This is a genomic window from Brotaphodocola sp. (genome assembly GCF_050873365.1).
Classification (GTDB): domain Bacteria; phylum Bacillota; class Clostridia; order Lachnospirales; family Lachnospiraceae; genus Brotaphodocola.
Map to the genome: position 1 here is coordinate 178292 of NZ_JBNMIQ010000001.1, position 25017 is coordinate 203308.

Annotated in this window: 24 protein-coding genes; 7 read left to right on the top strand and 17 right to left on the bottom strand. The window is 47.0% G+C overall.

Annotated elements, in window-relative coordinates; translation table 11 throughout:
* Positions 1 to 6: 6 nt before the first annotated feature.
* The 6 genes from ACR0QT_RS00845 to ACR0QT_RS00870 all read right to left on the bottom strand — a co-directional run bounded on the left by ACR0QT_RS00845 (position 7) and on the right by ACR0QT_RS00870 (position 1963).
* Entirely contained in the window at positions 7 to 504 is a 498-nt protein-coding gene (locus ACR0QT_RS00845; protein WP_432629017.1) for a siphovirus Gp157 family protein, read from the bottom strand.
* 104 nt (positions 505 to 608) lie between these two features.
* Positions 609 to 788: a hypothetical protein gene (locus ACR0QT_RS00850; RefSeq protein ID WP_432629018.1), complete on the bottom strand. Its 180-nt coding sequence runs from the start codon at positions 786 to 788 to the stop codon at positions 609 to 611.
* Positions 789 to 887: 99 nt separating this feature from the next.
* Complete coding sequence (locus ACR0QT_RS00855) at positions 888 to 1091, bottom strand: hypothetical protein (RefSeq protein WP_432629019.1); 204 nt, start codon at positions 1089 to 1091, stop codon at positions 888 to 890.
* A complete protein-coding gene (locus ACR0QT_RS00860; RefSeq protein ID WP_432629020.1) occupies positions 1069 to 1389 on the bottom strand; it encodes a hypothetical protein in 321 nt (106 codons plus the stop codon). Before ACR0QT_RS00860 ends, ACR0QT_RS00855 begins: the two co-directional genes overlap by 23 nt.
* Positions 1390 to 1496: 107 nt before the next feature.
* On the bottom strand, positions 1497 to 1697 hold the full coding sequence (locus ACR0QT_RS00865) for a hypothetical protein (RefSeq protein ID WP_432629021.1): 201 nt from the start codon (positions 1695 to 1697) through the stop codon (positions 1497 to 1499).
* Positions 1698 to 1741: 44 nt separating this feature from the next.
* Positions 1742 to 1963 (bottom strand): helix-turn-helix domain-containing protein, encoded by a 222-nt coding sequence (locus ACR0QT_RS00870; RefSeq protein ID WP_432629022.1) that lies wholly within the window; start codon positions 1961 to 1963, stop codon positions 1742 to 1744.
* Positions 1964 to 2105: 142 nt separating this feature from the next.
* On the opposite strand from ACR0QT_RS00870, the gene ACR0QT_RS00875 reads away from it, so the two are divergent.
* From ACR0QT_RS00875 to ACR0QT_RS00900, 6 genes are all read left to right on the top strand, one after another.
* Positions 2106 to 2495 (top strand): helix-turn-helix domain-containing protein, encoded by a 390-nt coding sequence (locus tag ACR0QT_RS00875; RefSeq protein ID WP_432629023.1) that lies wholly within the window; start codon positions 2106 to 2108, stop codon positions 2493 to 2495.
* A gap of 6 nt (positions 2496 to 2501) precedes the next feature.
* Complete coding sequence (locus ACR0QT_RS00880) at positions 2502 to 2726, top strand: hypothetical protein (protein ID WP_432629024.1); 225 nt, start codon at positions 2502 to 2504, stop codon at positions 2724 to 2726.
* A gap of 505 nt (positions 2727 to 3231) precedes the next feature.
* The gene (locus ACR0QT_RS00885; protein ID WP_432629025.1) at positions 3232 to 4305 is read left to right on the top strand and encodes a hypothetical protein; all 1074 of its coding nucleotides are present in this window, start codon (positions 3232 to 3234) and stop codon (positions 4303 to 4305) included.
* 76 nt (positions 4306 to 4381) lie between these two features.
* Positions 4382 to 4741 carry an NINE protein gene (locus tag ACR0QT_RS00890; protein ID WP_432629026.1) on the top strand — a complete coding sequence of 120 codons (360 nt, stop codon included), beginning with the start codon at positions 4382 to 4384 and terminating at the stop codon, positions 4739 to 4741.
* Positions 4742 to 4772: 31 nt separating this feature from the next.
* Complete coding sequence (locus tag ACR0QT_RS00895) at positions 4773 to 6233, top strand: DUF4041 domain-containing protein (protein WP_432629027.1); 1461 nt, start codon at positions 4773 to 4775, stop codon at positions 6231 to 6233.
* Between the two features lie 361 nt (positions 6234 to 6594).
* Positions 6595 to 7845, top strand: a complete 1251-nt coding sequence (locus ACR0QT_RS00900) for a tyrosine-type recombinase/integrase (protein ID WP_432629028.1) — start codon at positions 6595 to 6597, stop codon at positions 7843 to 7845.
* Positions 7846 to 7995: 150 nt separating this feature from the next.
* Here the strand turns inward: ACR0QT_RS00900 and ACR0QT_RS00905 are convergent, their stop codons facing one another.
* The 7 genes from ACR0QT_RS00905 to ACR0QT_RS00935 form a co-directional block, all read right to left on the bottom strand.
* The gene (locus ACR0QT_RS00905; protein ID WP_177977718.1) at positions 7996 to 9006 is read right to left on the bottom strand and encodes a GGGtGRT protein; all 1011 of its coding nucleotides are present in this window, start codon (positions 9004 to 9006) and stop codon (positions 7996 to 7998) included.
* A 32-nt stretch (positions 9007 to 9038) separates the two neighbouring features.
* Complete coding sequence (locus ACR0QT_RS00910; protein WP_432628227.1) at positions 9039 to 9731, bottom strand: iron-sulfur cluster assembly scaffold protein; 693 nt, start codon at positions 9729 to 9731, stop codon at positions 9039 to 9041.
* 267 nt (positions 9732 to 9998) lie between these two features.
* Complete coding sequence (locus ACR0QT_RS00915) at positions 9999 to 10181, bottom strand: hypothetical protein (RefSeq protein ID WP_432629029.1); 183 nt, start codon at positions 10179 to 10181, stop codon at positions 9999 to 10001.
* A 665-nt stretch (positions 10182 to 10846) separates the two neighbouring features.
* Positions 10847 to 12244, bottom strand: a complete 1398-nt coding sequence (gene gltA, locus ACR0QT_RS00920) for an NADPH-dependent glutamate synthase (protein WP_432629030.1) — start codon at positions 12242 to 12244, stop codon at positions 10847 to 10849.
* Between the two features lie 46 nt (positions 12245 to 12290).
* Positions 12291 to 13172 carry a sulfide/dihydroorotate dehydrogenase-like FAD/NAD-binding protein gene (locus ACR0QT_RS00925; RefSeq protein ID WP_177977722.1) on the bottom strand — a complete coding sequence of 294 codons (882 nt, stop codon included), beginning with the start codon at positions 13170 to 13172 and terminating at the stop codon, positions 12291 to 12293.
* A 276-nt stretch (positions 13173 to 13448) separates the two neighbouring features.
* On the bottom strand, positions 13449 to 13940 hold the full coding sequence (locus ACR0QT_RS00930; RefSeq protein WP_432629031.1) for a dihydrofolate reductase: 492 nt from the start codon (positions 13938 to 13940) through the stop codon (positions 13449 to 13451).
* A gap of 1 nt (position 13941) precedes the next feature.
* Positions 13942 to 14571, bottom strand: a complete 630-nt coding sequence (locus ACR0QT_RS00935) for a hypothetical protein (protein ID WP_432629032.1) — start codon at positions 14569 to 14571, stop codon at positions 13942 to 13944.
* A 308-nt stretch (positions 14572 to 14879) separates the two neighbouring features.
* On the opposite strand from ACR0QT_RS00935, the gene ACR0QT_RS00940 reads away from it, so the two are divergent.
* Positions 14880 to 15452, top strand: a complete 573-nt coding sequence (locus ACR0QT_RS00940; RefSeq protein ID WP_432629033.1) for a TMEM164 family acyltransferase — start codon at positions 14880 to 14882, stop codon at positions 15450 to 15452.
* Here ACR0QT_RS00940 and ACR0QT_RS00945 read toward each other — a convergent pair.
* The 4 genes from ACR0QT_RS00945 to addB all read right to left on the bottom strand — a co-directional run bounded on the left by ACR0QT_RS00945 (position 15389) and on the right by addB (position 24817).
* Positions 15389 to 16771, bottom strand: a complete 1383-nt coding sequence (locus ACR0QT_RS00945) for an MATE family efflux transporter (protein ID WP_432629034.1) — start codon at positions 16769 to 16771, stop codon at positions 15389 to 15391. The genes ACR0QT_RS00940 and ACR0QT_RS00945 overlap by 64 nt on opposite strands.
* A gap of 118 nt (positions 16772 to 16889) precedes the next feature.
* The gene (locus ACR0QT_RS00950) at positions 16890 to 17096 is read right to left on the bottom strand and encodes a DUF6472 family protein (RefSeq protein WP_432629035.1); all 207 of its coding nucleotides are present in this window, start codon (positions 17094 to 17096) and stop codon (positions 16890 to 16892) included.
* 117 nt (positions 17097 to 17213) lie between these two features.
* Positions 17214 to 21338, bottom strand: a complete 4125-nt coding sequence (locus ACR0QT_RS00955) for a UvrD-helicase domain-containing protein (protein WP_432629036.1) — start codon at positions 21336 to 21338, stop codon at positions 17214 to 17216.
* Positions 21302 to 24817, bottom strand: a complete 3516-nt coding sequence (addB, locus tag ACR0QT_RS00960) for a helicase-exonuclease AddAB subunit AddB (RefSeq protein ID WP_432629037.1) — start codon at positions 24815 to 24817, stop codon at positions 21302 to 21304. Before addB ends, ACR0QT_RS00955 begins: the two co-directional genes overlap by 37 nt.
* Positions 24818 to 25017: the final 200 nt, after the last annotated feature.

The following is a 25017-nucleotide window of genomic DNA, read 5'->3' on the forward strand; positions in this document are numbered from 1 at the left end:
TCCCTCCTACTTAATCTGCATGTTATTCCGAGTTACCAGCTTCGCGCCCGGAATCTCTGCCCCTGCCTTCAGGAGCTTCTTCAGCTCTGCCTTATCTACCTCCGGAAGTTTCTGGCGGATACATTCTTTCGGCAGGTCTTCCACCAGACCGGTATATTCCACAACCTGGCTCTTTCTCCAGGTCACTTTCACTCTTGTCGTCTCGAACTTCTCCCCAGCGAGTGCTCTGGCGGCATACTCCTCCAGCTTGTCCGCCAGAGCATCCTTTTCGTTCGCGCGCGCTGTCATGTTTTTTGCTTCTGCTTTTATAGCTCCGCTTTTTGCACGGAGATCTTTCGCCCAGAGCAGAATGTTTTCTACTTTCTGCCCCTTTTCCATCTCCAGAGCATCCAGCGCCGTCTTCGCTTCTTCGTCGATAATTTCTCCTGTCTCCGGATCTACCGCAGACAGCCACGCGTCCGTAATTGCCTGGTCAATTTCATACAGATCATACTGCCATCTCATGGTCGCTCTCCTCTCTGTACCCCTTTTTCTTCTTTCTCTCCGCTTCCTTGCGGCATCTGGAACAACATTCCGGATCTACCGCAGGAGCGCCGCAACCATCGCATCTACTGTTCACTCCAGACCTCCTCAGAAACCCAGTTGCCGGAATAAAACCACTCCAGAAACTCATTCTTTTCTTTCTCATCTGCCATCTGGATACGCTCCAGTGCATATGTGTAGGCATCTTCTCCAGAAACGTATGTGCCCTGTTCCGGGCCTACGCCGATAAAACCTGTATTTTTCATCTTGCTTTTCCTCTCATCTGCCCTTATAATAAAAGGGCAGATATTCATATAGTTATCTTTTTTTCTCCGACACAGTATTAAATGGCTGTGTCGGAGTTTTTATTTCAATACCGTCAGTGCCATGTACGCGCCGACTCCCATCAGCGCCGACGCGCCGGCCATGCCGATCAGGAGCTGCTGGACGATCAGCAGCGCGTCCGCCTGTCTTGGCGTGCTCCGGACTGCCACATAGGACAGTCCCTCCTCTTTTGCTACTTCCACGTTTCTCAGTTTTGCCATCTTACTTTTCTCCTTTCCAGACATACCCTGTCAGCTCCCACAAAAGCCTCGGGCTAATATAGTAGTTTGTTCTCTTTTTCCGGTTCAACTGCTCCATACTTGTCAGCAGTTTGTCCCCCTGTGTGGCCTTTCCGATTGGAAGCCAGCCGGAAATAATTCCGGCCTGCACCCAATCAGGATTTTTTCCAAGAATCTTCGCCGCCGTAGCGATCGGAACGCTTCCAGTTGCAAATTCTGGCATACTGCCAGCGCCGATCAACGTGCGGCTTACGTGCTCGGCGATTTCTTTCGCCTGCGTAAGGTCACTTACTTTGTTATCCATGCTTTTTTGTCTCCTTTCTTGTCTCTCATCTCCCTCAAAAACATCTGGAAGAGTCTTACAAGCCAGACTATCCATTGCACACTCGATTCAACGCCTAGATGGCACGATCAAAGAGAGCTTGCAAAATAACAAATAAAACAGCCGATCAACGCAAGCGTGAGTCCGCACATAATTGCACCAATTACCATTAAAAATTGATATGATCTTTTTGCGGACTCACATATCTGCTTAGTTGCCTTTACTTGCCTCATTGTCTCTTCGTACTGCTCTCTGGCGTTCTTTAAACGCACCTCCAGATCATCATCCACTTTTCTCGCCTCCTTTCTTATTTCAGCAGTTTCTTAATGTCCGATCACTTTTCGTGTTCTTTTTCGTTAAAAAAAATGTAAGCAATGCTTTTGCCATAATATTTGGAAATTCTTGCTTTAAGCGGATCTCTCGGTACTCTCTTCCCTGACTCATACATGGAGAGCGCCGATTTACTAATATTAAGCTCTTCGGCAACTTTTTCCTGAGTTTTCTTCCCTCTAAGCTTAATCAGCTTCTCTGCCATGGCCATTACATCTATATCCACGGTAATTCCTCCTTTCGATCACGTTTTGTGTTCTCTTGTATAATACACGAAACGTGATCGCTTGTCAACCACATTTTGTGAACTTTTTGATTGATTTATATTCACATTTTGTGTATAATATTTTTATAGGAGGTATCACGAAATGGCTTCTTTTAATGAAATATTAAAACAACTACGCAATAGAGATAACTTATCACAGGCAGAACTTGCTCAGAAACTTGGAGTTGCAAAATCTACTATTGGAATGTATGAATCAGGAAAGCGTGAACCAGATTTTGAAACGCTCGAATCCATTGCTGATTTTTTTAATGTAGATATGAATTTTCTTTTGGGAAGAAATGGATCAGAAAATGACCATTATTATTTGAACGATGAGACCCGCCAAATTGCACAGGAAGCATTTGAAAATCCGGATCTGCGCTCCTTATTCCACGTTGCCAGAGATATTGATCCGGAAGAACTGCGCGCACATATAGACTTTATGAAACGCTTAAAAGCCAAGGAACAGCACAATAATGATGAGGGGTGTTAAAAAGTTTTGAAAAATCCGTTACTGACAGAGGCTATCGGCGTATACTATATGGATATGCCTACACGAGTCGAGGAACAGGTTATCTACAACGCGGATGGTAGTTTTTCCATATTCCTGAATTCACGGCTGAATTTTGAACGGCAAATGCTGGCGTACCAACACGCACTGGAACACATTATGCGGGACGATTTTGACAAAGCAGATGCGGACGAAATTGAAAAGGCAATGTGACACAGTGTTAACCATGGTCAAAAAACTGATCATCTACAAAAAGGAGGATAGTTAAGTAATCGGAAATATTGATGAAAGTGAACGATTATGTTCAAAGATACTCAAAATCCAGAGTATTCGTTTGTGCTGACGTAAAAGCAGTCGGAAACGTCGAGAAGTAGCCAGTGCAGGTTGAAATAGTCCTGCTAATTATAGGGTAGAACCTTGATGGTGACGTTTGGACAATGGTATAAGTCTACGAAAACCAAGTAGCAAAACAAAAATATTAAGAAAGGAAAAGCTATTTAGATGATAATCTGTATCTAATCATGTCTATGAATTTACAGATATGTACCGATGGCTAGTCGGGAATTTACGACTGTGGAGTGTACAAGAACTTGTGAGTAGTGTCTGGATTTATTCAGCACAAAAGCATGCACGGATGAAGCAGTAACTATAAATCGTGAGATTATAGCAAATCATCTAGCATATACCTATTTGTATATGTTTTTAGTAGCAGGAATCTATGAAGAAACACATTATATTATCTCTTTTAGCAATTACAATGCTAACCGCTTGCAATAGCAAAACAGAAAGCACCCTTGATCTATCTGGCACATGGTCATCAGACAAAAGTGCCGGAAATTATCAGGAAGCAATTATTTCAGGAGATGAAATAGAAATAGATTGGAAAACTTCTGACACCAGCTCGCTATATTGGGCAGGCTCGTACGATGCGCCAGTGAAAAACGTTAAAGAATATTCTTGGATTTCTAAAAATAATAAGGAAAAGACAAGCACTGCATTACTAGCCTCTCAGGATGATACCAAAAAAATTTCTTACAAGGATGGAGTTATAAGCTATGATGTTTCTGTAATGGGCATGACCCAAACGATGAAACTAACGAAAACGGGTCCTGTTCCAGAAACAACTGCGTCTGAGACAGAAAGTTCTTCCGAAGTTCCTACCATAACTGCTGAAACTGCTGAACATGACACAATTGCCGAAACTGACGAGCATGATGAATGGCCGGAAATTACTGCTTTAGGACTTGATAATAGCACAATGCTTTCTATATATAACGATTATGAATCTGCATGGAAATCGTCCCCAGATGATCCTTCTGCGGAAGCTGACTATGAAAGTCAAGTAGATCAGGAAATCGGTAGTAATTATGGGATTTCACCAGAAAATGCTAGTTTGGTATATCTGTATGTCATGTCAAACTATGATTCTCTTATGGCTCAAAGCGGAGCTGATGCCTCTGGCATAAAACTCAAGCACGGCACCTTACTGGACGTTACAACTAGCGGCGGAACAATCGTCTTAAAAGCAAAAATAACATCAAGTCTCACAAAACGTTTGACCACACAGAGCTGCTTTTTTGATGTATATGAAGCTATCCAAACATACAATCTTAATCAGTATGATGAGTTACAATATTGGGCTGTTGCTGATATGACAAACGGATCCGAGCAAAAAGTTATTAGTTTTACAATCACAAAAGATGTACTTGAAAATGTTGCAAACGGTACAATTATCGAAAATCAGCTGATTGATAATGCTTCTGATGTTTGGCTGAGTCCCGCACTCCAGTAGTTGAACCATTATTGTAGGATATCCTCGGCGCTGACTGTGATCGAAAAAATATAAAAACAAAGGAATATATAAAATTATGGAAAACAAACAAAAGTATTGCAAACACTGTGGACAGCTCATTGATGCTGATTGCATAGTTTGCCCAAAATGCGGGAAACAAGTGGAAGAATTAAAGAATTCTAATTCATCTATCGTTATTAATAACTCATCTTCTTCCAATTCTACCGCCTTTGCTTCATCGGCTGCATTTTATGGCAGACCCAAAAACAAGTGGATTGCTTTCTTTTTGTGTCTATTTACCATCTGCGGCCACAAGTTTTATGAAGGTAAAATAGGAATGGGCATATTATATCTGTGCACTGGAGGATTATGTGGTATCGGATGGATTATCGATCTGATTGCACTACTCATGAAGCCAAATCCTTACTATGTATAAGCTATAATACAGAAGAAAAGAGGAAAAATATATGAATGATTCAGAAAAATTATCCACTTATCCTATTAAAAGCCCATGGTATTTTAGTACACCCCTGATATGCATTCTTTTTGCTGCATGGTTTGTATACGGTATTCCTGTATTGTTAGGAATTTTGTTACTCGTTGCCAAAACAAAATACGAAAAGAAAATGGCTGCCCAAGTTCAGAATCAGATTCAGGATTTGTCGAAGCGTTATGCGGATGCACAGGCTTTGCTGACACCTGAAATGCAAGATGCTCACAATTTGCAACTTTTAGTAACATCTCTTCACGCGGAGGAATTTTCTGCCAACAAACATCTTTCCGACATAAAATCCGAAGCTCAGGAAGCTCTTCTGAAAAAGCAAAATGATTTAAATGCCATTGAAAAGCAAATTGCCGAAAAAAAGAAAGAACTTATTTGTATGGATGAGGAAGTACTTGTTCAGGAATTTGGACTCTATACCCCTCAATATGATTTTGCTTCTGCCCTTGATTACAAAGAGGAACTGGCAAAAATTCGTCAGGATCAGAAAGATCTTATTAAAGCTAAAAAAGCAGTATTGGGTAATACTGAATGGACAGTAAATAACAGTAAAACTCAAGGTAGAAAGATGGTATCTGATACTCAGAAACTTCTTTTACGCGCATTTAATACCGAGTGTGATGATCTGATTAATCGTGTAAAATATAATAATTTTGATGCCACATTAGATAAAATCTACAAGTCCGCAGAGACTATCACGAAGTTAGGCTCTGTTATGAAGATTTCCATTTCCAGAAGTTACTTGGATGCCAAAGTTAAAGAGCTTCGTCTTGCATTCGAGTATCGGGAAAAGAAGCAAGAAGAAAAAGAAGAGCAGAAAGCGGCAAGAGCTGAGCAACGTGAACAGGCAAAGATTGAAAGAGAAATCGAAGAACAGCGAAAGAAAGTTGAAAAGGAACAAACTCACTATCAAACTGCTTATGAAAAATTAAAATTGCAGCTTGAGCAGAACCCCGAAAATGCTGATCTGCTTACCAAAAAAGAGCAGCTCGAGAGCCATCTTGCTGATGTCGACAAAGCTCTTTCAGACATTGATTACCGCCAAGCCAATATGCGTGCTGGATATGTATATGTAATTTCCAATATTGGTGCTTTCGGTAAAGATGTTTACAAGATCGGTATGACTCGCAGACTCGATCCTCAGGATCGTATCGATGAGCTTGGAAGTGCATCTGTTCCGTTTAACTTTGATGTTCACGCGATGATTTTTTCTGATGATGCGCCTGCTCTGGAAGCTGCATTGCATCGGGCCTTCGAGAACAAAAAACTGAATTTGGTTAATCAGAGACGTGAATTTTTCCATGTAACACTGGATGAGATCAAGGAAGTTGTTAGAAAGAATTTCGACAAAACTGTTGAGTTTATAGATGTGCCTGATGCTGAACAATATCGTATTAGCCAGAAAATGCGTTCAGAAATGTCCTAGCGGAAACTGTATTTCTGACCATTTTGTTGACATCAACAAAATGGTTTCCATTATAAAATAAATATTTAACCGTATGGAATTCCAGACGTTTAGAAGTGAACCAGGACGCCTAATCATGACACCAAAGCAATGCTGACGGTAAACTTAAGACTAATATTGCAAGAAAAATGCAAATCGAACAAAAATAGTTTGAAATGCAAAAACCGCCCGGCGCTACCAACACCGAACGGCTTTACATAGATTTTCTCTTGCCAGATCGCTCTGGTTCGATATAATCCAGCTTGAACACCTGAATTATATCATTTCCGGAACATCCTGGCAAGGGTGTTATTTTTATACATTTTTTCAAAGGAGGATACTTATGGCACTGATGAAATGTCCCGAATGTGACCTGCAGGTAAGTGATAAAGCCATCACCTGCCCCCACTGCGGCTACCCGTTGGATAAACCGGCCGTCGCCAGATCAACCAGAAAAAGTAAGAAACGCATGCGGCTGCCAAATGGTTTTGGATCAATCACTCAATTTAAAGGGAAAAACTTGAGAAATCCTTTCTGGGCCAGAGTTTGCGTTGGACGAAATGATCTTGGAAAATTCATTTTAAAGCCACTCAAACCTCAATCTTTTTTCGCTACATACAACGAGGCCTATGCGGCGCTGGTAGAATATAATCGCAATCCATATGACTTAAACGATGATCTAACAGTGCAGCAACTATATGATCGTTGGACGAAAGAATATTTTAAGAATACATCCGAAGCCTACCAGCGCACAATCGCTTCCGCATGGGCGTTCTGCTCTTCCGTCTACAATATGAGAGCAAAAGACCTGCGCGCCCGGCATATCAAGGGATGTATGGATGATGGATACCGAATCGAAACAAAAGGGAAGAAAAAAGGCGAAAAAATATATGCTACTGCCGGCATGAAGTCACGAATGAAATCTATGTTTAATCTTATGCTCGATTATGCTCTGGAATATGAACTTGTCGATAAAAACTATGCCAGAACCTTCGATGTCTCGGAAGACATCGTAAAAGAAAAAGAAGAGGCAAAAAGATCGCACATTATATTTACAGAAGACGAAATGAAAATTCTTTGGGACAGTGTCGATGAGGTCCAGTTTGTAGACTGGATCCTGATGCAGTGCTATATGGGGTGGCGACCGCAGGAGCTTGCTACACTCCGTCTGGATGAGATAAATTTAAATGAATGGTATATGCAGGCCGGAATGAAAACTGAAGCCGGCAAGCAGCGCATCGTCCCGATCCACACGAAGGTCCGTGACTTGCTCAAGAAAAATTATGACTTTGCTGTTTCGATCGGAAGTGAATACCTCCTGAATGACAAGGGTCAGACCCATGCAGGATCTTGGAAAATCACATACGATAAATATGCAAAGCGTTTTAAGAAGGTTATCGCACAGCTTGGCCTGAATCCAGAGCACCGCGCGCACGATCCGCGCATGACATTTATTACCCGCTGTAAAAAGGCCGGTGTTGACGAATATGCATTGAAAGAAATGGTGGGACATTCGATACAGGATATAACAGAATCAACTTATACGGTTCGCGATCTTGAATGGTTAAGAAGTGATCTTGAAAAAATGCAATAGAAAAAAGGGGTCAGAATCGACCCCTTTTATTATATTTAGGTTAACAAGTGCGGTTAACAAGTAGTTAACAAGTAATCAACAATTATCGTGTTTTTCCCTGTCTTTTCTTGTTCATGCACATTCATAAGAATGGCTTAAAACCGTTATTCCTTAGAACTTGCCTGCCTTAGCTGCTTCCTCTACGGATACTGCTACTGCTACGGTAGCACCTACCATCGGGTTGTTACCCATTCCGATCAGACCCATCATCTCTACGTGAGCCGGAACGGAAGAAGAACCTGCGAACTGTGCATCAGAATGCATACGGCCCATGGTATCGGTCATTCCGTAGGAAGCCGGACCAGCTGCCATGTTATCCGGATGCAGGGTACGTCCAGTACCACCACCAGAAGCTACGGAGAAGTACTTCTTACCCTTCTCCTGGCACTCCTTCTTGTAGGTACCAGCTACCGGATGCTGGAAACGGGTCGGGTTGGTGGAGTTACCAGTGATGGAAACGTCAACACCTTCCTTCCACATGATTGCAACACCCTCACGAACGTCATTTGCACCATAGCAGTTTACCTTAGCGCGCAGACCCTCGGAGTAGGACTTTCTCCACAGCTCTTTTACTTCGCCGGTGTAGTAATCCATCTGGGTCTCTACATAGGTGAAGCCGTTGATACGGGAGATGATCTGTGCAGCATCCTTGCCCAGACCGTTCAGGATAACACGCAGAGGTTTCTGACGAACCTTGTTTGCCTTCTCTGCGATACCGATAGCACCCTCTGCTGCTGCGAAGGACTCATGTCCAGCCAGGAAGCAGAAGCAGTCAGTGGTCTCTTCCAGAAGCATCTTACCCAGATTACCATGGCCCAGACCTACTTTACGCTGATCAGCAACAGATCCCGGGATACAGAAAGCCTGAAGACCCTCACCGATTGCTGCTGCTGCATCTGCTGCACGACGGCAACCCTTCTTGATTGCGATTGCTGCGCCTACGGTGTAAGCCCACTTTGCGTTCTCGAAACAGATCGGCTGAATAGCCTCAACCTGCTTGTATACGTCCAGACCTGCGTCCTTGGTAATCTTCTCTGCTTCCTCGATAGAAGCGATGCCATAGCTGTTTAATACTGCATCAATCTGCTTGATGCGTCTCTCATATGATTCAAATAATGCCATGATGACTTGTCTCCTCCTTCAAATTCGTTCGTTTACGCCTGTCTCGGATCGATGATCTTAACTGCATCTGCGATGCGGCCATACTGACCCTTTGCCTTCTCGTAAGCGGTGGTCGGGTCGTCACCCTTCTTAATAAAGTCGGTCATCTTGCCGAAGTTCACGAACTGATAGCCGATGATCTGATCGTCAGCATCCAGAGCGATGCCGGTTACATATCCCTCAGCCATCTCCAGGTAACGAGGACCCTTCTTCAGAGTGCCATACATGGTACCAACCTGGGAACGAAGACCCTTACCAAGATCCTCAAGGCCTGCACCGATCGGAAGACCATCCTCAGAGAATGCACTCTGAGATCTGCCGTATGCGATCTGAAGGAACAGCTCTCTCATAGCGGTATTGATTGCATCACAAACAAGGTCGGTGTTCAGAGCCTCCAGAACAGTCAGTCCCGGAAGAATCTCAGCTGCCATTGCTGCGGAGTGAGTCATGCCGGAGCATCCGATGGTCTCAACCAGAGCCTCCTGAATAATGCCCTCTTTCACGTTAAGAGTCAGCTTACAAGCACCCTGCTGAGGAGCGCACCAGCCAACACCATGTGTCAGACCGGAAATGTCTCCCACCTGTTTAGACTGTACCCATTTTGCCTCCTCCGGAATCGGAGCAGCACCATGATGCACGCCCTGAGCGACGGTGCACATTTCTTCTACTTCCTGTGAATAAATCATGTCAAAACTCCTTTCAACTATGTAATCTCATAAAGTACGCGCCATAAGGTCGCGCTGTATGGTACTGCGCTTCTGTTTGACCCCGCAGTCTGACGCCACACAACCGTCTCTTTATTACTCATCGTACTTGATCATATTTTCTCATAAAACGACAATTTCGTCCAGTGTTTTTTACCATTTTCCCTAAAATACCCCCTGACGAAAAACAAGGGCAAAAATGATAATTTTTCAACACTTTTGCTTATTGACATTTTTCTAACGATTTGTTTACGCCGAGATCGCCTCTTTCTGCTTCCTGCGCTGTCTGCTTCTTAAACATCTCTGCGCATTCTCCGTGACTGCCTCTCCGTATACCACATCGCGTTTTCTTGGCAGGTAGGCATCAACTGTCCGCACCGCAAGTCCCGTCTCGGAGGCAATCTCCTCCCGCGTCACTCCCACCTGATACAAATGTAGGATTCTTCGATGCAAATCACTTGTCGTAATTCCATGCGTCGCCAGTGTCTTCACAATCCGGCACTAGCTGTATCCGGTCTCCTTCTCCACCTTTTTCACCGAGTTTGTTTCCTCGTAGCTGTCCAGAATCATCTTGTCAATACTCATTCGGATTTCCTGCCTTCCTTTATCTCTCTGTCTCTTAGGTCTCTATTCTTGCACTTTACTTGCTTATCTGCAAGTAATTTCGTTGCAATCATTTTTAAAATACAGAAAAATCATGTCCAAACTGTGTCTACTTTGTGATTTTTTTCTCAGCACTTCCTCCTTTCTCTCAAATCTTTCAAAAATAAAGTCGATATCATTTCCTAGCCATTTCCTATTCCTAATTAAATCAATAATTAAATCAATGCTTATGGGGGCTTTTCGCACGATTCTCGTAAAACAAGAAAAAGCAGGAGCCAAACCATGTCTCCATGATCCTGCTCCTGCGATTTATCACATTTGATTGTCACATTTAGTCGCGCGTTCTCACATTTTATACTCTCACATTTTATGTTATCACATTTTGTCTTATCACATCTTATGTTACTGCATTTTGTGTTCCCGCACTTTCTTTTATCTTATTGCGATTTTCAAGTCGATGGTTGCATTTTATCGCAAATACTCGTTCGCTTTGTTTATGCGTTCTGATGCTTCTTGGTCAGGTACTCGTGGATACCCTTTGCACCATGCTTTCCGGCTTCCATTGCAAGGATAACGGTAGCAGCTCCGGTAACGGCATCTCCACCTGCAAATACGCCCTCGCGGGAAGTCTGACCATTCTCCGGCTCAGCAACGATACAGCGACGCTTGTTAATCTCAAGACCCTCAGTCGTGTTGGAGATCAGCGGGTTCGGGGAAGTACCGAGGGACATGATCACAGTGTCCACATCCATCACATACTCAGATCCCGGAATCTCAACCGGACGACGTCTTCCGGAAGCATCCGGCTCGCCAAGCTCCATCTTGATCACCTTAATGCCCTTTACCCAGTCGTTCTCATCCGTCAGGATCTCAACCGGATTCGTCAGCAGATCGAAGATGATGCCCTCTTCTTTTGCGTGGTGAACTTCCTCAGCTCGTGCCGGAAGCTCAGCCTCACTACGACGGTATACGATATGAACCTCAGCGCCGAGACGCAGAGCGGTACGGGCAGCATCCATTGCTACGTTTCCACCGCCGACAACGGCAACTTTCTTTCCTGCAACGATCGGGGTATCGTAATCATCGCGGAATGCCTTCATCAGGTTGTTTCTTGTCAGGTACTCATTTGCAGAGAAGACTCCGTTTGCGTTCTCGCCCGGGATTCCCATGAAGCGCGGAAGTCCTGCACCGGAACCGATGAAGACTGCCTCAAAACCTTCCTCATCCATCAGCTCGTCGATCGTCACGGATTTTCCGATCACGACATCGGTCTCGATCTTAACGCCGAGCTTCTTTACATTCTCCACCTCACTGCGGACAACCGTGGACTTCGGCAGACGGAACTCCGGAATACCGTAGGTCAGTACTCCGCCCGGCTCATGGAGTGCCTCAAAGATCGTCACATCATAGCCTAATTTTGCCAGATCGCCTGCACAGGTCAGTCCGGACGGACCAGAACCTACAACTGCAACCTTGATGCCATTCTTCTCTTCCGGTGCCTTCGGAACGAAGCCGTGCTCTCTCGACCAGTCAGCGACGAAACGCTCCAGCTTACCGATGGAGATCGGCTCGCCCTTGATACCGCGGACACACTTGCCCTCACACTGGCTCTCCTGCGGGCACACACGTCCACAGACTGCCGGAAGTGCGGAAGACTCTGCGATCACATTGGCTGCTCCCTCGTAGTCTCCCTCCTGTACCTTTGCGATAAATCCCGGAATATTGATCGAAACCGGGCATCCGTCTACACAGTGTGGTTTCTTACACTTTAAGCAACGGGTAGCCTCCTCGATCGCCTCATCCACATTATATCCGTAACAAACCTCTTCAAAATTTGTTGCTCGCACTTTCGCGTCCTGCTCTCTAACAGGAACTTTCTTTAAAACGTCCATACTTGTCCTCCGATCCATTCTGTAACTCTGTCTGTTCCCGTTTTGGTTAGTTGCAGTTTCCACAGCCACCGTGATGGGTATCGCCTTCCTGTGCTTTCAGCATAGCGCGTCCCTCCTCGGTTCTGTACATCTGCTGGCGTTTCATCGCCTCATCAAAGTTCACCAGATGACCGTCAAACTCCGGTCCGTCTACACATGCGAACTTGACCTCATCACCCACAGTCAGACGGCAGGCTCCGCACATGCCAGTTCCATCCACCATGATCGGGTTCATGCTGACGATCGTCGGAATATTCAGTTCCTTTGTCAGTTTGCATACAAATTTCATCATGATCATCGGTCCGATTGCAACACAGACATCATAGTGATTTCCCTGCGTCTCAACCAGATCCTTGATCACATCCGTTACCATTCCTTTTCTCACATAGGAGCCATCATCGGTTGTAATGTAAAGATTGCCGGCAACTTCCTTCATCATGTCTTCCAGAATCAGGAGCTCTTTGTTCTTTGCACCAACAATGACATCCACATCGATGCCATGCTCATGCATCCATTTTACCTGAGGATAAACCGGAGCCGTACCAACACCGCCCGCAACGAACAGATACTTCCGGCCTTTTACCTCTTCCAGATCCTCTTTCACAAACTCAGACGGCTGTCCTAAAGGTCCGACCACATCCTCAAAGGAATCTCCTGCCTGAAGTTTGGACATCTTGTAAGTAGATGCTCCCACAACCTGAAATACGATTGTAAGGATGCCTGCTTCGCGGTCAAAGTCGCAGATGGTCAGCGGGATTCTCTCGCCCTTCTCATCCATCTTCACGATCACAAACTCACCAGGCTGACAGGATCTGGCTACCCGCGGTGCTTCCACATCCATCAGGTAAATCTTCTCCGCCAGCTTCTCTGCTTTCAATATCTTATACATTCTTCAACCTCCTGCTATTTGTATGTTGCTGACACATCTTACATCTCAAGTATTATCATTTTATCACTAAACGCTAATAGAAACAATAGCCGGGGCTGTTTTTGTTAAAATTTTAGCAACTGTTGCGTTTTTTCTGAAAATATTTTTTACAAAATTCCCCAGAGTAAACGAGTACTTCAAGCACTCTTTTTCTCTGGGGAACGATGCAAAAAATTTATTATATTTGTTATAATTTTGGCTCTCTTATGTTTCTTTTATCTTTCTTTTATGTTTCCTTTATTTTTCTCTCCGGTAAAGGCGGTAGGTATAGCAGAGATCAAAATACGTCTGCTCATCGCTCTCTGAGACGAGCTTCCATCCGTCCGCCTCCTCAAGTTTCGGCAAAAATGTGTCTGCCGAGTAGGTAAAATCAATCCAGGTCACATCCGCCTCGGTGCAGTACGGAAGAAACTGACGGTAAATGCTCTCTCCGCCGATCACGCTCACCTGATTTTCCGGAATGTCTTTAACTGCTTCAAGCGCTTCCTCGACGCTGTGACAGACAACTGCATTTTTCACCTTGTAATCCTTGTTGTTTGTCAGGATCACATTCAGGCGTCCATAGAGAGGCTGCTGTCCCGGCAGACTCTCAAACGTCTTTCTTCCCATAATGATCGCCCCGCCGATCGTCTGATCGCGGAATCGCTTCTGATCCTGCGGAATGCTCACGAGAAGTTTTCCCTGATTTCCGATCGCCCAGTGACGGTCTACTGCTGATATCAGTCTCATCTTACGCTTCCTCCTCCGCTACAATCAGCTCTTTCGCATATGGCAGTGTCAGAATCCAGTCACAGAATGTGTGCCACTCCTGAAGTTTGTGATTGCGTCTCGCAAAATAAATGTTGATCAGGGTCTCGTAGTTCATCGTGCAGGTGCGCATCTGGTTGTAGCTTGACGGAAGAAGCTGAATCATGTCATACCAGTCGTCCTTATTCTTTCCCTCCTGCATGTATTTCAGGCGGATTGACTCCAACTGCGCAACCACCGTCTCCATAAATTTCAGCGTCTCCTCCGTCATATGATCATGGCTGAAATCATCGAGTTCAAACGGCTTTGCATGGATCTTGTGCATCGTGCTCGTCGAGTTTGCGACGGTTGCCACTTTGTAAGTGTCATACTCCTTCCACCAGTACATCGGCGCCGTCACATCGACGGAGACAAAAATCTGGCGCACAAACTTGCGGTGATCGCTTCCCGCCTTTCTCAGACGTCTTGCCAGATCGAGGTCGTTCGGACCGAGCACGTAGTTACCGTCCTCGTCGTACTCACTGTCCATCCGCGCCCAGCTGTTCATCGGATTGCGTGCTCCGCGCATTGCATTTTCCAGATTCATCACGCTTGTTCTCTCACACTTTAACATGTCTTCTTTGTCCCTTTCTTTTCTATGTTCTTTTCTTCTCTGTGTCCTTTTCTTTTCCGTGTTCGTTTCTTTTTTGTATTTCTTTTTTTCTGTATCTCTTTTTTCTATTTCTTTCCCTGCGGGATTCTATTTTTTGACTTGTCCCTCTTCTCCCAGCGTGCTATACTGAGGGCACTATGGACAAACATTTTTCTTTCTCATCATTTTCATTTCGATCTTCACTCTCCGAAAGGCAGTCCGACCGCGTTCTGTTTTTCTGCGGGCTCTTCCTTGCGGTCTGCGAGATCTACAAACAGATTTTTTTGTATGTGGCAATCTATCAGGAACATTACAACTGGTGGTTTTTCCCGTTTCAGCTGTGCAGTCTCCCGATGTATCTGTGCCTGATTTTTCCATTTCTGAAAAACCGGACACTCAAAACTTCAATTGCGACCTTTATGCAGGATTTTAACCTGCTCGGCGGGATTGCCGCACTCGCCGTCCCGGACGGATTTCGCGGAATTCACTGGACGCTGACCCTGCACGGGTACGTCTGGCACATCCTGCTGATCCTGATCGGGATCTGGATCTTCTTAAACGGAAAATCCGATCTCTCCCGGCGCGGTTTTCTGCGCACGCTTCCGATCTTTGCTGTCAGCTGTCTGATTGCGACTCTGATCAACATCCTTGCGCCCGGACACGGGGAGGCAGACATGTTCTACATCTCCCCCTACTATCCGACGACGCAGATCGTGTTCCACGATCTCGCACTCAAATTTGGCATTGAGCCCGCAAACCTGCTCTACCTCCTGACAATCTGCATCGGAAGTGGAGTGATTCACTGTCTATTCCGCTCGCTCTCTGCGCGCTTCTTTGCCATTTTGCGCCGAATCAACAGATAGCAGATCACATGGGCGCTGAACGTGATGATCCAGGATACCGGATACGAGAGATAAAGCGTCTCAAGGGTCCGGTGTCCCGCAAAGATCGTGTAAATCCAGATTACGCGGAACAGGCATGCACCCGTCAGCGAGACAAACATCGGAATGACTGAGTAACCGATTCCGCGGAGTGCTCCGACCATCGTATCCATGATTCCACACAGGAAATACGTTCCGCAGATAATCTTCAAGCGCGCAACACCATAGCCAATGACATCCTGATCCGAAGAATAGATTCCAAGTAGCTGACGACCGAAGAAAACAGCTCCATCTCCCATCACAATTCCGACGAAGACCACAATTCCAAGACAGTAACAAAGAATCTTCGTCATTCTGTTGTATTTTCCCGCTCCAAAATTCTGGCTCGTAAAGCTCAGCGCCGTCTGATAAATCGCATTCATCGAGGTGTAGACAAAGCCCTCAATGTTTGCGGAGGCGGTGCTTCCTGCCATTGCCACGGAACCGAAGGAGTTCACGGAAGACTGAATCAAAACGTTGGAAATCGAGAAGATTGCGCCCTGCATGCCTGCCGGAAAACCGATCTTGATGATCGAAAACAGCTTTTCCGGAACAAGGCGAAGCTCGCGCAGTCTCAGGCGGTACGGAGCTTCCGAGCGAACCAGACACTGAACAATGAGTCCGGCGGAAATATACTGGGAAATCACCGTCGCCGTCGCAACACCTGCCACGCCCATCTGAAAGCCGATCACGAAAATAAGATTGAGAACCGCATTGATCACACCCGCGGTCAACAGGAAATAAAGCGGGCGTCTCGTGTCTCCCACCGCTCTCAAAATCGCACTTCCGAAGTTATACAGCAGAGTTCCCGGCATTCCAAGGAAATAAATCTGAAGATAGAGATCCGACAACGGTTTTACGTCATCCGGTGTTCCCATCATTGTCAGAAGCGGGGAGGCAAACGTCTCTCCTGCAAGAATCAACAGAAAGCCTCCACCAACCGCAAGAATCACGGATGTGTGAACCGTATCCTGAAGATCCTCAAATTTCTTTGCGCCGTAATACCTGCCTGCGAGTACATTCGCACCGACTGACAAGCCGATAAATAAATTGACCATCAGATTGATCAGGGACGTCGTCGATCCAACTGCCGCCATCGACTCCTTGCCTGCAAATCGTCCCACCACGACGATATCCGCCGCATTGAACAACAACTGAAGCAAACCGGACAAAATCAGCGGAACTGCAAACAAAACCAGTTTTCCGAAGATCGGACCGTTGCACATGTCAATCTCATAAGATTTGGCCGTCTTCTTTTGCATCTTCTCTTTTCCTCCATTTTTACTTTAAATACCATGATCTGTGTGTCACTGTATGACAGAGCGTGTTATATTCTATCATTTTCTCATCCGATTTTCCATAGGATGTTTTTGAAAAAACTTACATCTGCTTTCTGACGATCGCATACTCATCGCCCCGGCGATAATACGGGCATCCCTTAAAGTTATCCTGCAAGAACAAAATCATCTCATCCTCGTCAAGATCGACCTCGCAGGTGTAACACTCATATTCCTCGTCGTACTCATAATTCATACAGCTCTCACAACTTCCCGCCGAAGTTTCCGTCTTCTTCTTTTTCCCTGTCATGATGCTTTTTCCCTCCTTTCCGAAATCTTATTTTCAAGTCAACGCTTGCGAATTCTCCATCCTCCATTCCTGTTCGTGGGTTGCGCAAAAGAGAATAGAAATATTTTTTGGATGAATTTACATCGGAATCTCCCGCTCAAGTGCAAGCGAATAAATCCATTTTTCCTTGATTTTCTTTCCGGTCATCTGCGTCAGCGCGCGCGCATAGTAATCGAGCTGTCTGCTGTAATGCTCGCGAAGCACTTCCTCCTCGTCCACACGGTCGGTCTTGTAATCCATCAGCACGAGTTCTCCGTCCTCCTCAAACCAGGCGTCCATAATTCCCTCCACGATCACAAGTTCATCGGAATCCCCGGCTCCCATATTTCGAGCCGGAATTCCGACTACAAACTGCTGTTCCTTGTGAAGCCGTCCCTCGCTCTGCGCAAGGCTCATCCGCTTCCCAAGATCCGACTGAAGGAATTTCCAGATGGACATATTGCGGATATAGTGGTTTGCCGACTCACTCAGACGTCCCTCCGCCATGAGATTCTTTCTCTGTATCTCAATATCCTTCCTGCACGTCACTTTTGAGAAATCAAGCAGTTGAAAAAATCGGTGGTACGCAGTTCCGCGCTCTGCTCCGCGTTTCATCGCGAGAAGCCTGTTTTCTGCGCTCAGACCGTCCGCATGATCCCCCTCTTTTTGATCGTTCTGGTCGTTTTTGTCTTTCTGATCTTCCTGGTCTTTCTGATCGTTCTCTTTCTTTTCCTCGCTCTCTCCGCTCTCCTCGTCCTCTTCGTCCTGTCTCTCCCACGCTTCCCAGTTCATCCCGAGAATCCGGTCGATGCACACGCTCTCCTCCTCATCGGTGAGCTGTCCCTGTTTTTTCAGTTCGGAGACAGACATCTTTGTGTGGAGTGTCACATCGACCTCATACGGATAGACTTTTCCGAGCGTTTCCTGAAGCATCCGACCGCGCTTCGGATCATAGACCCGGTCTTTATCCAGTTCTGCAAGAAATGTTCTCTGCTTTCTCGTCGTGATCTGGCGATTCAGCTCCTCCCCGACAAGACTCGGAATGCTTGTCTGTGAAATCCGAATCCGAACGTCTTCGTTTGACTCTCCTCCACACGCCATCAAAATCCAGTCCAGATACGAGTTTGCCGACGCAAGAATCGTGTACGGAATCTGACCGTCGACAAGCGGAACTCTCTGGTATTTCACCCTCGTCTTTTCCAGCGATCGGTCGGTTCCCGTCATGACCAGATATTCCTTCGCACGCGTCATCGCCACATAGAGAATACGAAGCTCCTCACCGAGGCTGTCCAGCTCCATCTTTCGCTTCAAAACATTTTTCTTCAAAGTCGTATTTTTCAGGCGCTGTTCCGGGTCAACATAGTCCGTCGCAATTCCGAGTTCCGAATCGATCAGAATCTTTCCGTACAGATCCTGACGGTTGAACTTCTTTCCCATTCCCGCCAGAATCACAATCGGAAATTCCAGACCCTTGCTCTTATGAATGCTCATGATCCGAACCGTGTCGTCTTCCTCGCCGATCGTCGAGGCTTCCCCGAAATCGGTGTTGTACTTTTTCAGGTTTTCGACATAGCGCACAAAATGAAACAGCCCCTTATAGCTCGTCTTCTCGTAGGAGGAGGCTTTTTCAACAAGCATCTCAAGGTTTGCCCTGCGCGTTGCCCCCGCCGGCATCGCGGACACATACCGCTCATATCCGGTCTTCTCATAGATCTCGTAGATCAGCTGGTGAATCGGCATGTAAATGCTCTTGAGGCGGAGTTCTTCGAGAAGTCCGGCAAATTTCTCAAGTTTTGAAACCCAGGCCGGAAGCAAACCGACTTGCTGTCCCTGTAATGGTTTTCCCTGCAATGGTTGTCCCTGTAACTGCCTCTGCACTTGTTCCTGTGATTGTGCCTGCAACAGTCTCTGCGATTGTCCCTGTTCTGATTTTTGCATGTTTTGCATAAGTTGTTCTGCCTTGTTCAGCCAGAAACGCAGGGAGGCATAGATTCCGCGATCCTGCCCTTTCTTTGTAGTTCCGTGGTAGCCCGCCATCATCTGTGCAAGCTCCAAGTCACTCATCCCGCACATCGGGGAGCGGAGCACGCAGGCAAGCGGGATATCCTGCATCGGATTGTCAATCACCGAGAGCAGACTTAAAACCGTCTCGACTTCAAGCGTGTTAAAATATCCCGTGCGCGATTCCGCGTAAGCCGGAATTCCCTCGTTCATCAAAACAGAGGTGAAAACCTCGCTCCATCCCGCCGTGCTCCTTAAAAGAATCACAATGTCACGGCGAGACGCTCTCCGGTACGCCTTGCTCTCCTTGTCCCAGACCATCACACCGGTCTCCGGATCGGTCATCTCCCGGATTTTTCGGACAATCATCTTTGCCTCGATCTCGCGCGCCGTGTAATCAGCGACATCCTCATCCATCTGGGAGATCGACGCATCCCCGGTATCCGCAAGCATGAGTTCCGGAATCAGCGGATTTCTCATCTGGAAAATCGGAGCAAAATTCCTTTCCTCATCCGCATCTGCCGATGAATTGGGGAGCGGGGCAAACTCAGCGCCCGGATGAAGCGCACTCTCCTCGGTGTAGCGGATATTTCCGAGATTTCTCGTCATAATGCGATAGAACACATCGTTGACCGCATCGAGGACTTCCTTCCTGCTTCGAAAATTCTGGTGAAGCTCGATCTTCTTATCGCTTCCTTCCCCGGTCTCATACGGTTCATAGGAATCATATTTTTCAAGAAACAGCTCCGGTCGCGCGAGACGGAAGCGATAAATGCTCTGCTTGACATCACCAACCATAAAGACATTGTGGCGACCGAAACGCTCCCCGGACACCGCTTTTAACAGTGCTTCCTGCACGAGATTGCTGTCCTGATACTCATCGACGAGAACCGCCTCAAACTGCTCACTCAGCTCATCGGCGGAATCCGTAAAGCTCATGCTTCCATCTTCCTCAAACCGGATCAGCACCTTTAATGCCTGATGTTCGAGATCATTGAAATCCACAAGCGCGCGCTCCCGCTTCTTTGCCTGAAACCGCTCCTCAAACTCTTCCGCGAGGTCGAGAAGCATCAAGATTCCATCCCGCGTTCCCTCCATATCGCTCCACATCTCCGACGGCGTCGAAAAACAGCAGAGATCCTTCATCTTTGTGACCGCTTTTTTCACGCGGTCTCGGCATCCGGTCACATAGGCTTTCAAATCCGGATCAACGTCCTTGCTCCTCACAGTTGCAAGGCGATCCCAACTGACTTCATTGAGCACCTCATAGAGTTCCTCAAAATTCTGTGCCGAGGCAATCTTTTTGAGCTGAAAAATATCCGACTGAAACATCGGAGAATAGGCATCTAAAAATTCATCATAACGGCAGATCTCAAGTGCGTCCGTCATCTGGAGTGCGAGCTCCTGCGCCTGCTGTCTGATATCCGCAAGCAAAAATTCCAGCCATCTCGGATATTTTCCCGCCTGCTTGAGTTCCTGATCGAGATCTTCTGACTTCAAATCAAGATCCTTCGGATTCTGATTAAATTCTAATTCTTCCGGATTCTGATTCAGCTCTGCCCGACATTCATCAAGCCATCGCTTCGGATCGGGATTACTCTGGGAAAACGCATGCACCTGCGTGATATAATCCTCAATTCCCGCATCGCTCTTTCCCTGTGCATACATCCCGACGAAACGCTCAAACGCCTCCCCTCCATTCGCATATCGATCTTCGATCAGTTCTGCCATCACATCCTGGCGGAGCAGGAGAATCTCTCCCTCATCTCCGATTCGAAATGCCGGATCAAGGTCGAGAAGGTTGAAATGTTCGCGAATCACGCTCAGACAGAAACTGTCGATCGTTGTGATCTGCGCATGATGGATCAGAGCAGACTGCATCTGGAGGTGAGCATCATCGGGATGTTCGGCAAGCCTTTTCTCAATCGCTGTGCCGATTCGCTCTCTCATCTCCGACGCCGCCGATTTCGTGAACGTCATCACGAGAAGTCGGTCAATATCGAGCGGATGCTCGCCTTCCGTCACAAGCTCAATGATCCTCTCGACGAGGACGGCGGTCTTTCCACTTCCCGCTGCCGCACTCACGAGCAGATTTTTTCCCCGGCTCTCAATCACCTGCTTCTGCTGTCTCGTCCACTTAATCGCCGTTTTTGCCTCTTCCGGGCGCGCGTTCTCTCTCTCGCTCTTTACTTCTTTTTCTGCTCTCTCTGATCTGTCTGACATATTTCCTCCCAGATTTCCTCCGACTTCATCTTTTTCCACTTCTTAAACTCATATCCCGCAGACTTCTTGTCAAACCCGCAGACCGCATGGTACGGACAGTAATCACACGCCGAGCGCTGACCGTTCTTGTATGGCTCCACACTGATTCTTCCATCGAGAATCTCCTGACCGATCCTTCGGACTTTTTCATGCACATAGGTGCGAAGCGAGTCGAAACGCTCCCGATTTGCGACTGAGGACTTGCTCTCCTGCACCTCCCCGTTTTTCAGAACAACCGGAATGATGTCGGACTCCTTCTCGATCGTGCGGTCGAGATGATGAATCGCCTCAAGCTCACTGTTGATCAGACCGTTCATCCTAAGCTGTCTCAAAATCTGCGCGTCTACCATCTCTGCATCCGCCTGCTCCTCCTTCTGGACAACCGGATCGGAAATGTTGTAGTAGAGAATTCCCGCCGGAACGACCTTTTTTTCCGGATAACGTCGCTCGGTCATCTCCATAACTGCGTCCATGTAGACGACAAGCTGAAGCTGAAGTCCATAGTAGAGTGCCATCAGATCAAACGAGGTACTTCCCGACTTATAGTCGATGATCTTGACATAGACTTGATCTCCATCCTCGCACAGATCCATGCGGTCGATTCGTCCGCGCAGATGCAGGGATTCCTCCTCAGAGAGCGCGATCTTCATCGCATTCAAATTGTCGGCAGAAGAAAACGACACCTCAAATCCCGCCGGGACGAAATCTCCTCTCTGAATCTGTTGTTGAAGCGCCCAAACCGTTCTCTGCGTGATCTGCTCCACGCGCTTTGCCAGATAGGCATTTCGCGAGGAACTTCCCAAAATCTGATTTCCGTAATCCAGAGCAACACTCTCCACACAGCTGTGCACAAGATCTTTTCTCTGTTCCTCCGTGATCGTCTGCCAGTCAAGCCCCTGATCCTTCACGCGCTGAAAGCACAGATCGATCGAATCGTGAAACAGATTTCCGAGATCCGCCGGTGCAAGCTCAAATTTTGCCCTCTCCTCAAGTTCGAGTCCATATTTGAGGAAATGTCCATAAGCGCACGCCGCATACTGCTCGAGTCGCGTCACGCTTCCGCTCAGAATCGTGCCGTAGAGTGCCTGCGCAACCGCATGACCGATTCCCTGCTTTTCATAGAGGTAACAGGAGGCATCCGCAATCTTTTCCGCCTCGCTCCGGTGTTCCGCAGAATTTAAAAACCACCGGTAAAGCTCGAGAAATTCTGCGTGTTCTTTCCACACCTGCATTTCCTTCTGTTCTTTCTGTTCTTTTTGCGCCGATTGTTCTTCCTGCGCCGAACTGTCGCGCCACAGCTCCACATCGTCGCGGAACTCCCCGATTCCGAGAATCAGCTGTTTTCTCGCCTCCTCAAGCGAATAAATCTTCTCCTTCTCCCTGCGAGTCTCCCACTCCTCGCGAATCACCGAGAGCCCCGGGAACATCGCTCTCAACTCTCCGATTAGGTAAGACGGACGACGACTTTTTCCGTCCGGTCCCACACAGGAATAGGAGACGACAAGACGCTCGGAAGGCTTTGTCATCAGGCGGTAGAGGTAAAATCGCTGGCGGAAGCTGTCCTCCCTCGCCGTCGGTGCCAGTTCCAAATGGCACTGTCCGAAAAATTCACGTTCCCGATCCGAGAGCAGACTTCCACTATCCCGGTGCATCGGCACAATCCCGTCATTGACTCCGACAAAGAACAGCACCTTGATATGGGCGAGTCGTGTTCTCACAATATCACCGACCACGACGCGGTCGACCGTCGCCGGAATCACACCAACAGAGATCTCGGCAAAACCGGCATCAAGGATTTCCTGAAATTCCTGACGGCTGACTTTCTCCTCCCCGAGAAGCTGGGAGAGACGGTCAAGAAGCTCTCTCACAAGCCCGTAGACCTGCGTGTACTCTTTCTCGAGACGAAATTCCCCGATCTCATGGAAATACTGGGCATACGCCTCCATCTTCTCCTCCGCGCGACACTCGGTCAACAGATCGCAAAGTCCCTGAACCATCCCGGACACATTCAAATCTTCCTGACGAAACGCCTCCTGCAAATGAAACAGCGGAGCAAGCGCCTTCTCCTTAAACGCATTGAGTTCCACCAGATTTAACTCTTTCGATCCGCGGTACGTCCGCTCCCAGGTCTCCCGAAACTTACGTCCACCACGGATTCCGAGTGCCAGCACATAGTTTTCCATCCGGTCCGTCATCTCCGACTCGCGGACAACAAGACCCGTTCTCAAAAAACGAAATACGCTCTCATAGGAGAAATCTCTCCGCACCGCCTCAAGCGCCGAGCGGATCAGCTCCACAAGGCTGTTGTCGAGCACATTTTTGCGGTCATCGAGAAAGCACGGGATCTCATTCAGCGCAAACTGGTGCTGAATCTCCCTGCCATACCCTTCTAAATCTCCGGTGACAACCGCAATGTCACGATAGCGAAGTCCTTCCTGCTTGACTGCCCGACCAATCTGATGAACCACGCGCTCAATCTCCTCCGACACTCCCGATGCCTGATAGAGCTCAATACTGTGATCCCGTTTGCCCTGAAAATTTCCGCCCCCATAGCGAAACAGGTGACGCTCAAGCCAGCCGATTCCGGGGCTCTTCTTAAACCTTGGCAACGGTTCCTGATTTAACAGGCGATCCGGCAGTTTCCTGATCTGATTCTTTTCCGCAAGTTCCGACAGGCGCACGACCATCTGGTGGCTCATATAGAAAAGATTTTGCATTCCCATATTTCGGTAAATCGCCTCGCTCGGGTCTGCGGTCACGGTCACGGTCACATCCTTTGCATAGACGAGAAGCAGTTCAATCAGACGATACTGCACCGGAGTAAAACCGGTATATCCGTCGAGTGCAATCTTGCTGTTTTTGATGATCTGGGATTTCGGAATCATCCGGCACAGCACATCGAGCACCTGCTCCGCCGTGATATAATGTCCTTCTATATACTGTTGAAAGCTCTCAAACACAACCGCAAATTCTTCGAGTTTCTGGCGCAGAAGCGGACTTTTTGCCTCCGGTGCCGTCTCTCTCAAAAGTTCCGGTGTCAGACCATACTGATAAAACTCCGAGATCATCGATTTGAGCTGTCCGACAAATCCCGCCTGATTCAAGTGACCGCCAAAAAGCACAAGCTGTTTCCGGCAGAGTGCCGTGACTTTTCTAAGCACCATCGACTTTCCCATATCGTCGAGAACCTGAAGATTCTCCACTGCCAGCTCTTCAAATACGCGGTATGCCAGACGCTGAAAGCTGAGCACATCAATATTCATCGTTCCGTGAGCCGGATGCATCATCACCATATCTTTCTGTGCCTGCATCGTAAACTGCTCCGGCACAATCACAAAATAAGACTCGTCTGGATTCTGAATCGACTCCTGAATCACCGTCTCATAGAGAGCTGTCGTCTTTCCGGAACCTGAGCCTCCTAAAATCAGCTGAAGCGCCATAGTCTTGTCTTCTCCATTTCTTCCTCTACTTGATTACTTAATATCTATCTGATTGATACCTAACTAATCATACCTGTCTGATCTCTAATCAATATCTAATACCACCATCTAATACCCGTATCTAATACTAATACCCAATACTGATATCTAATGATCTTACAATCTAACTGCCTCATTTACCTGTTTCTGTTTTCCTGTCA

Bases quoted from the DNA above. Each gene is read 5' to 3' on its own strand.
- ACR0QT_RS00905 (WP_177977718.1), bottom strand. From the start codon at position 9,006: ATGGCATTATTTGAATCATATGAGAGACGCATCAAGCAGATTGATGCA.
- ACR0QT_RS00910 (WP_432628227.1), bottom strand. From the start codon at position 9,731: ATGATTTATTCACAGGAAGTAGAAGAAATGTGCACCGTCGCTCAGGGC.
- addB (WP_432629037.1), bottom strand. From the start codon at position 24,817: ATGGCGCTTCAGCTGATTTTAGGAGGCTCAGGTTCCGGAAAGACGACA.
- gltA (WP_432629030.1), bottom strand. From the start codon at position 12,244: ATGGACGTTTTAAAGAAAGTTCCTGTTAGAGAGCAGGACGCGAAAGTG.
- ACR0QT_RS00950 (WP_432629035.1), bottom strand. From the start codon at position 17,096: ATGACAGGGAAAAAGAAGAAGACGGAAACTTCGGCGGGAAGTTGTGAG.
- ACR0QT_RS00845 (WP_432629017.1), bottom strand. From the start codon at position 504: ATGAGATGGCAGTATGATCTGTATGAAATTGACCAGGCAATTACGGAC.
- ACR0QT_RS00890 (WP_432629026.1), top strand. From the start codon at position 4,382: ATGGAAAACAAACAAAAGTATTGCAAACACTGTGGACAGCTCATTGAT.
- ACR0QT_RS00955 (WP_432629036.1), bottom strand. From the start codon at position 21,338: ATGTCAGACAGATCAGAGAGAGCAGAAAAAGAAGTAAAGAGCGAGAGA.
- ACR0QT_RS00875 (WP_432629023.1), top strand. From the start codon at position 2,106: ATGGCTTCTTTTAATGAAATATTAAAACAACTACGCAATAGAGATAAC.
- ACR0QT_RS00855 (WP_432629019.1), bottom strand. From the start codon at position 1,091: ATGTCTGGAAAGGAGAAAAGTAAGATGGCAAAACTGAGAAACGTGGAA.
- ACR0QT_RS00895 (WP_432629027.1), top strand. From the start codon at position 4,773: ATGAATGATTCAGAAAAATTATCCACTTATCCTATTAAAAGCCCATGG.
- ACR0QT_RS00925 (WP_177977722.1), bottom strand. From the start codon at position 13,172: ATGTATAAGATATTGAAAGCAGAGAAGCTGGCGGAGAAGATTTACCTG.
- ACR0QT_RS00900 (WP_432629028.1), top strand. From the start codon at position 6,595: ATGGCACTGATGAAATGTCCCGAATGTGACCTGCAGGTAAGTGATAAA.
- ACR0QT_RS00885 (WP_432629025.1), top strand. From the start codon at position 3,232: ATGAAGAAACACATTATATTATCTCTTTTAGCAATTACAATGCTAACC.
- ACR0QT_RS00945 (WP_432629034.1), bottom strand. From the start codon at position 16,771: ATGCAAAAGAAGACGGCCAAATCTTATGAGATTGACATGTGCAACGGT.
- ACR0QT_RS00935 (WP_432629032.1), bottom strand. From the start codon at position 14,571: ATGTTAAAGTGTGAGAGAACAAGCGTGATGAATCTGGAAAATGCAATG.
- ACR0QT_RS00930 (WP_432629031.1), bottom strand. From the start codon at position 13,940: ATGAGACTGATATCAGCAGTAGACCGTCACTGGGCGATCGGAAATCAG.
- ACR0QT_RS00850 (WP_432629018.1), bottom strand. From the start codon at position 788: ATGAAAAATACAGGTTTTATCGGCGTAGGCCCGGAACAGGGCACATAC.
- ACR0QT_RS00860 (WP_432629020.1), bottom strand. From the start codon at position 1,389: ATGGATAACAAAGTAAGTGACCTTACGCAGGCGAAAGAAATCGCCGAG.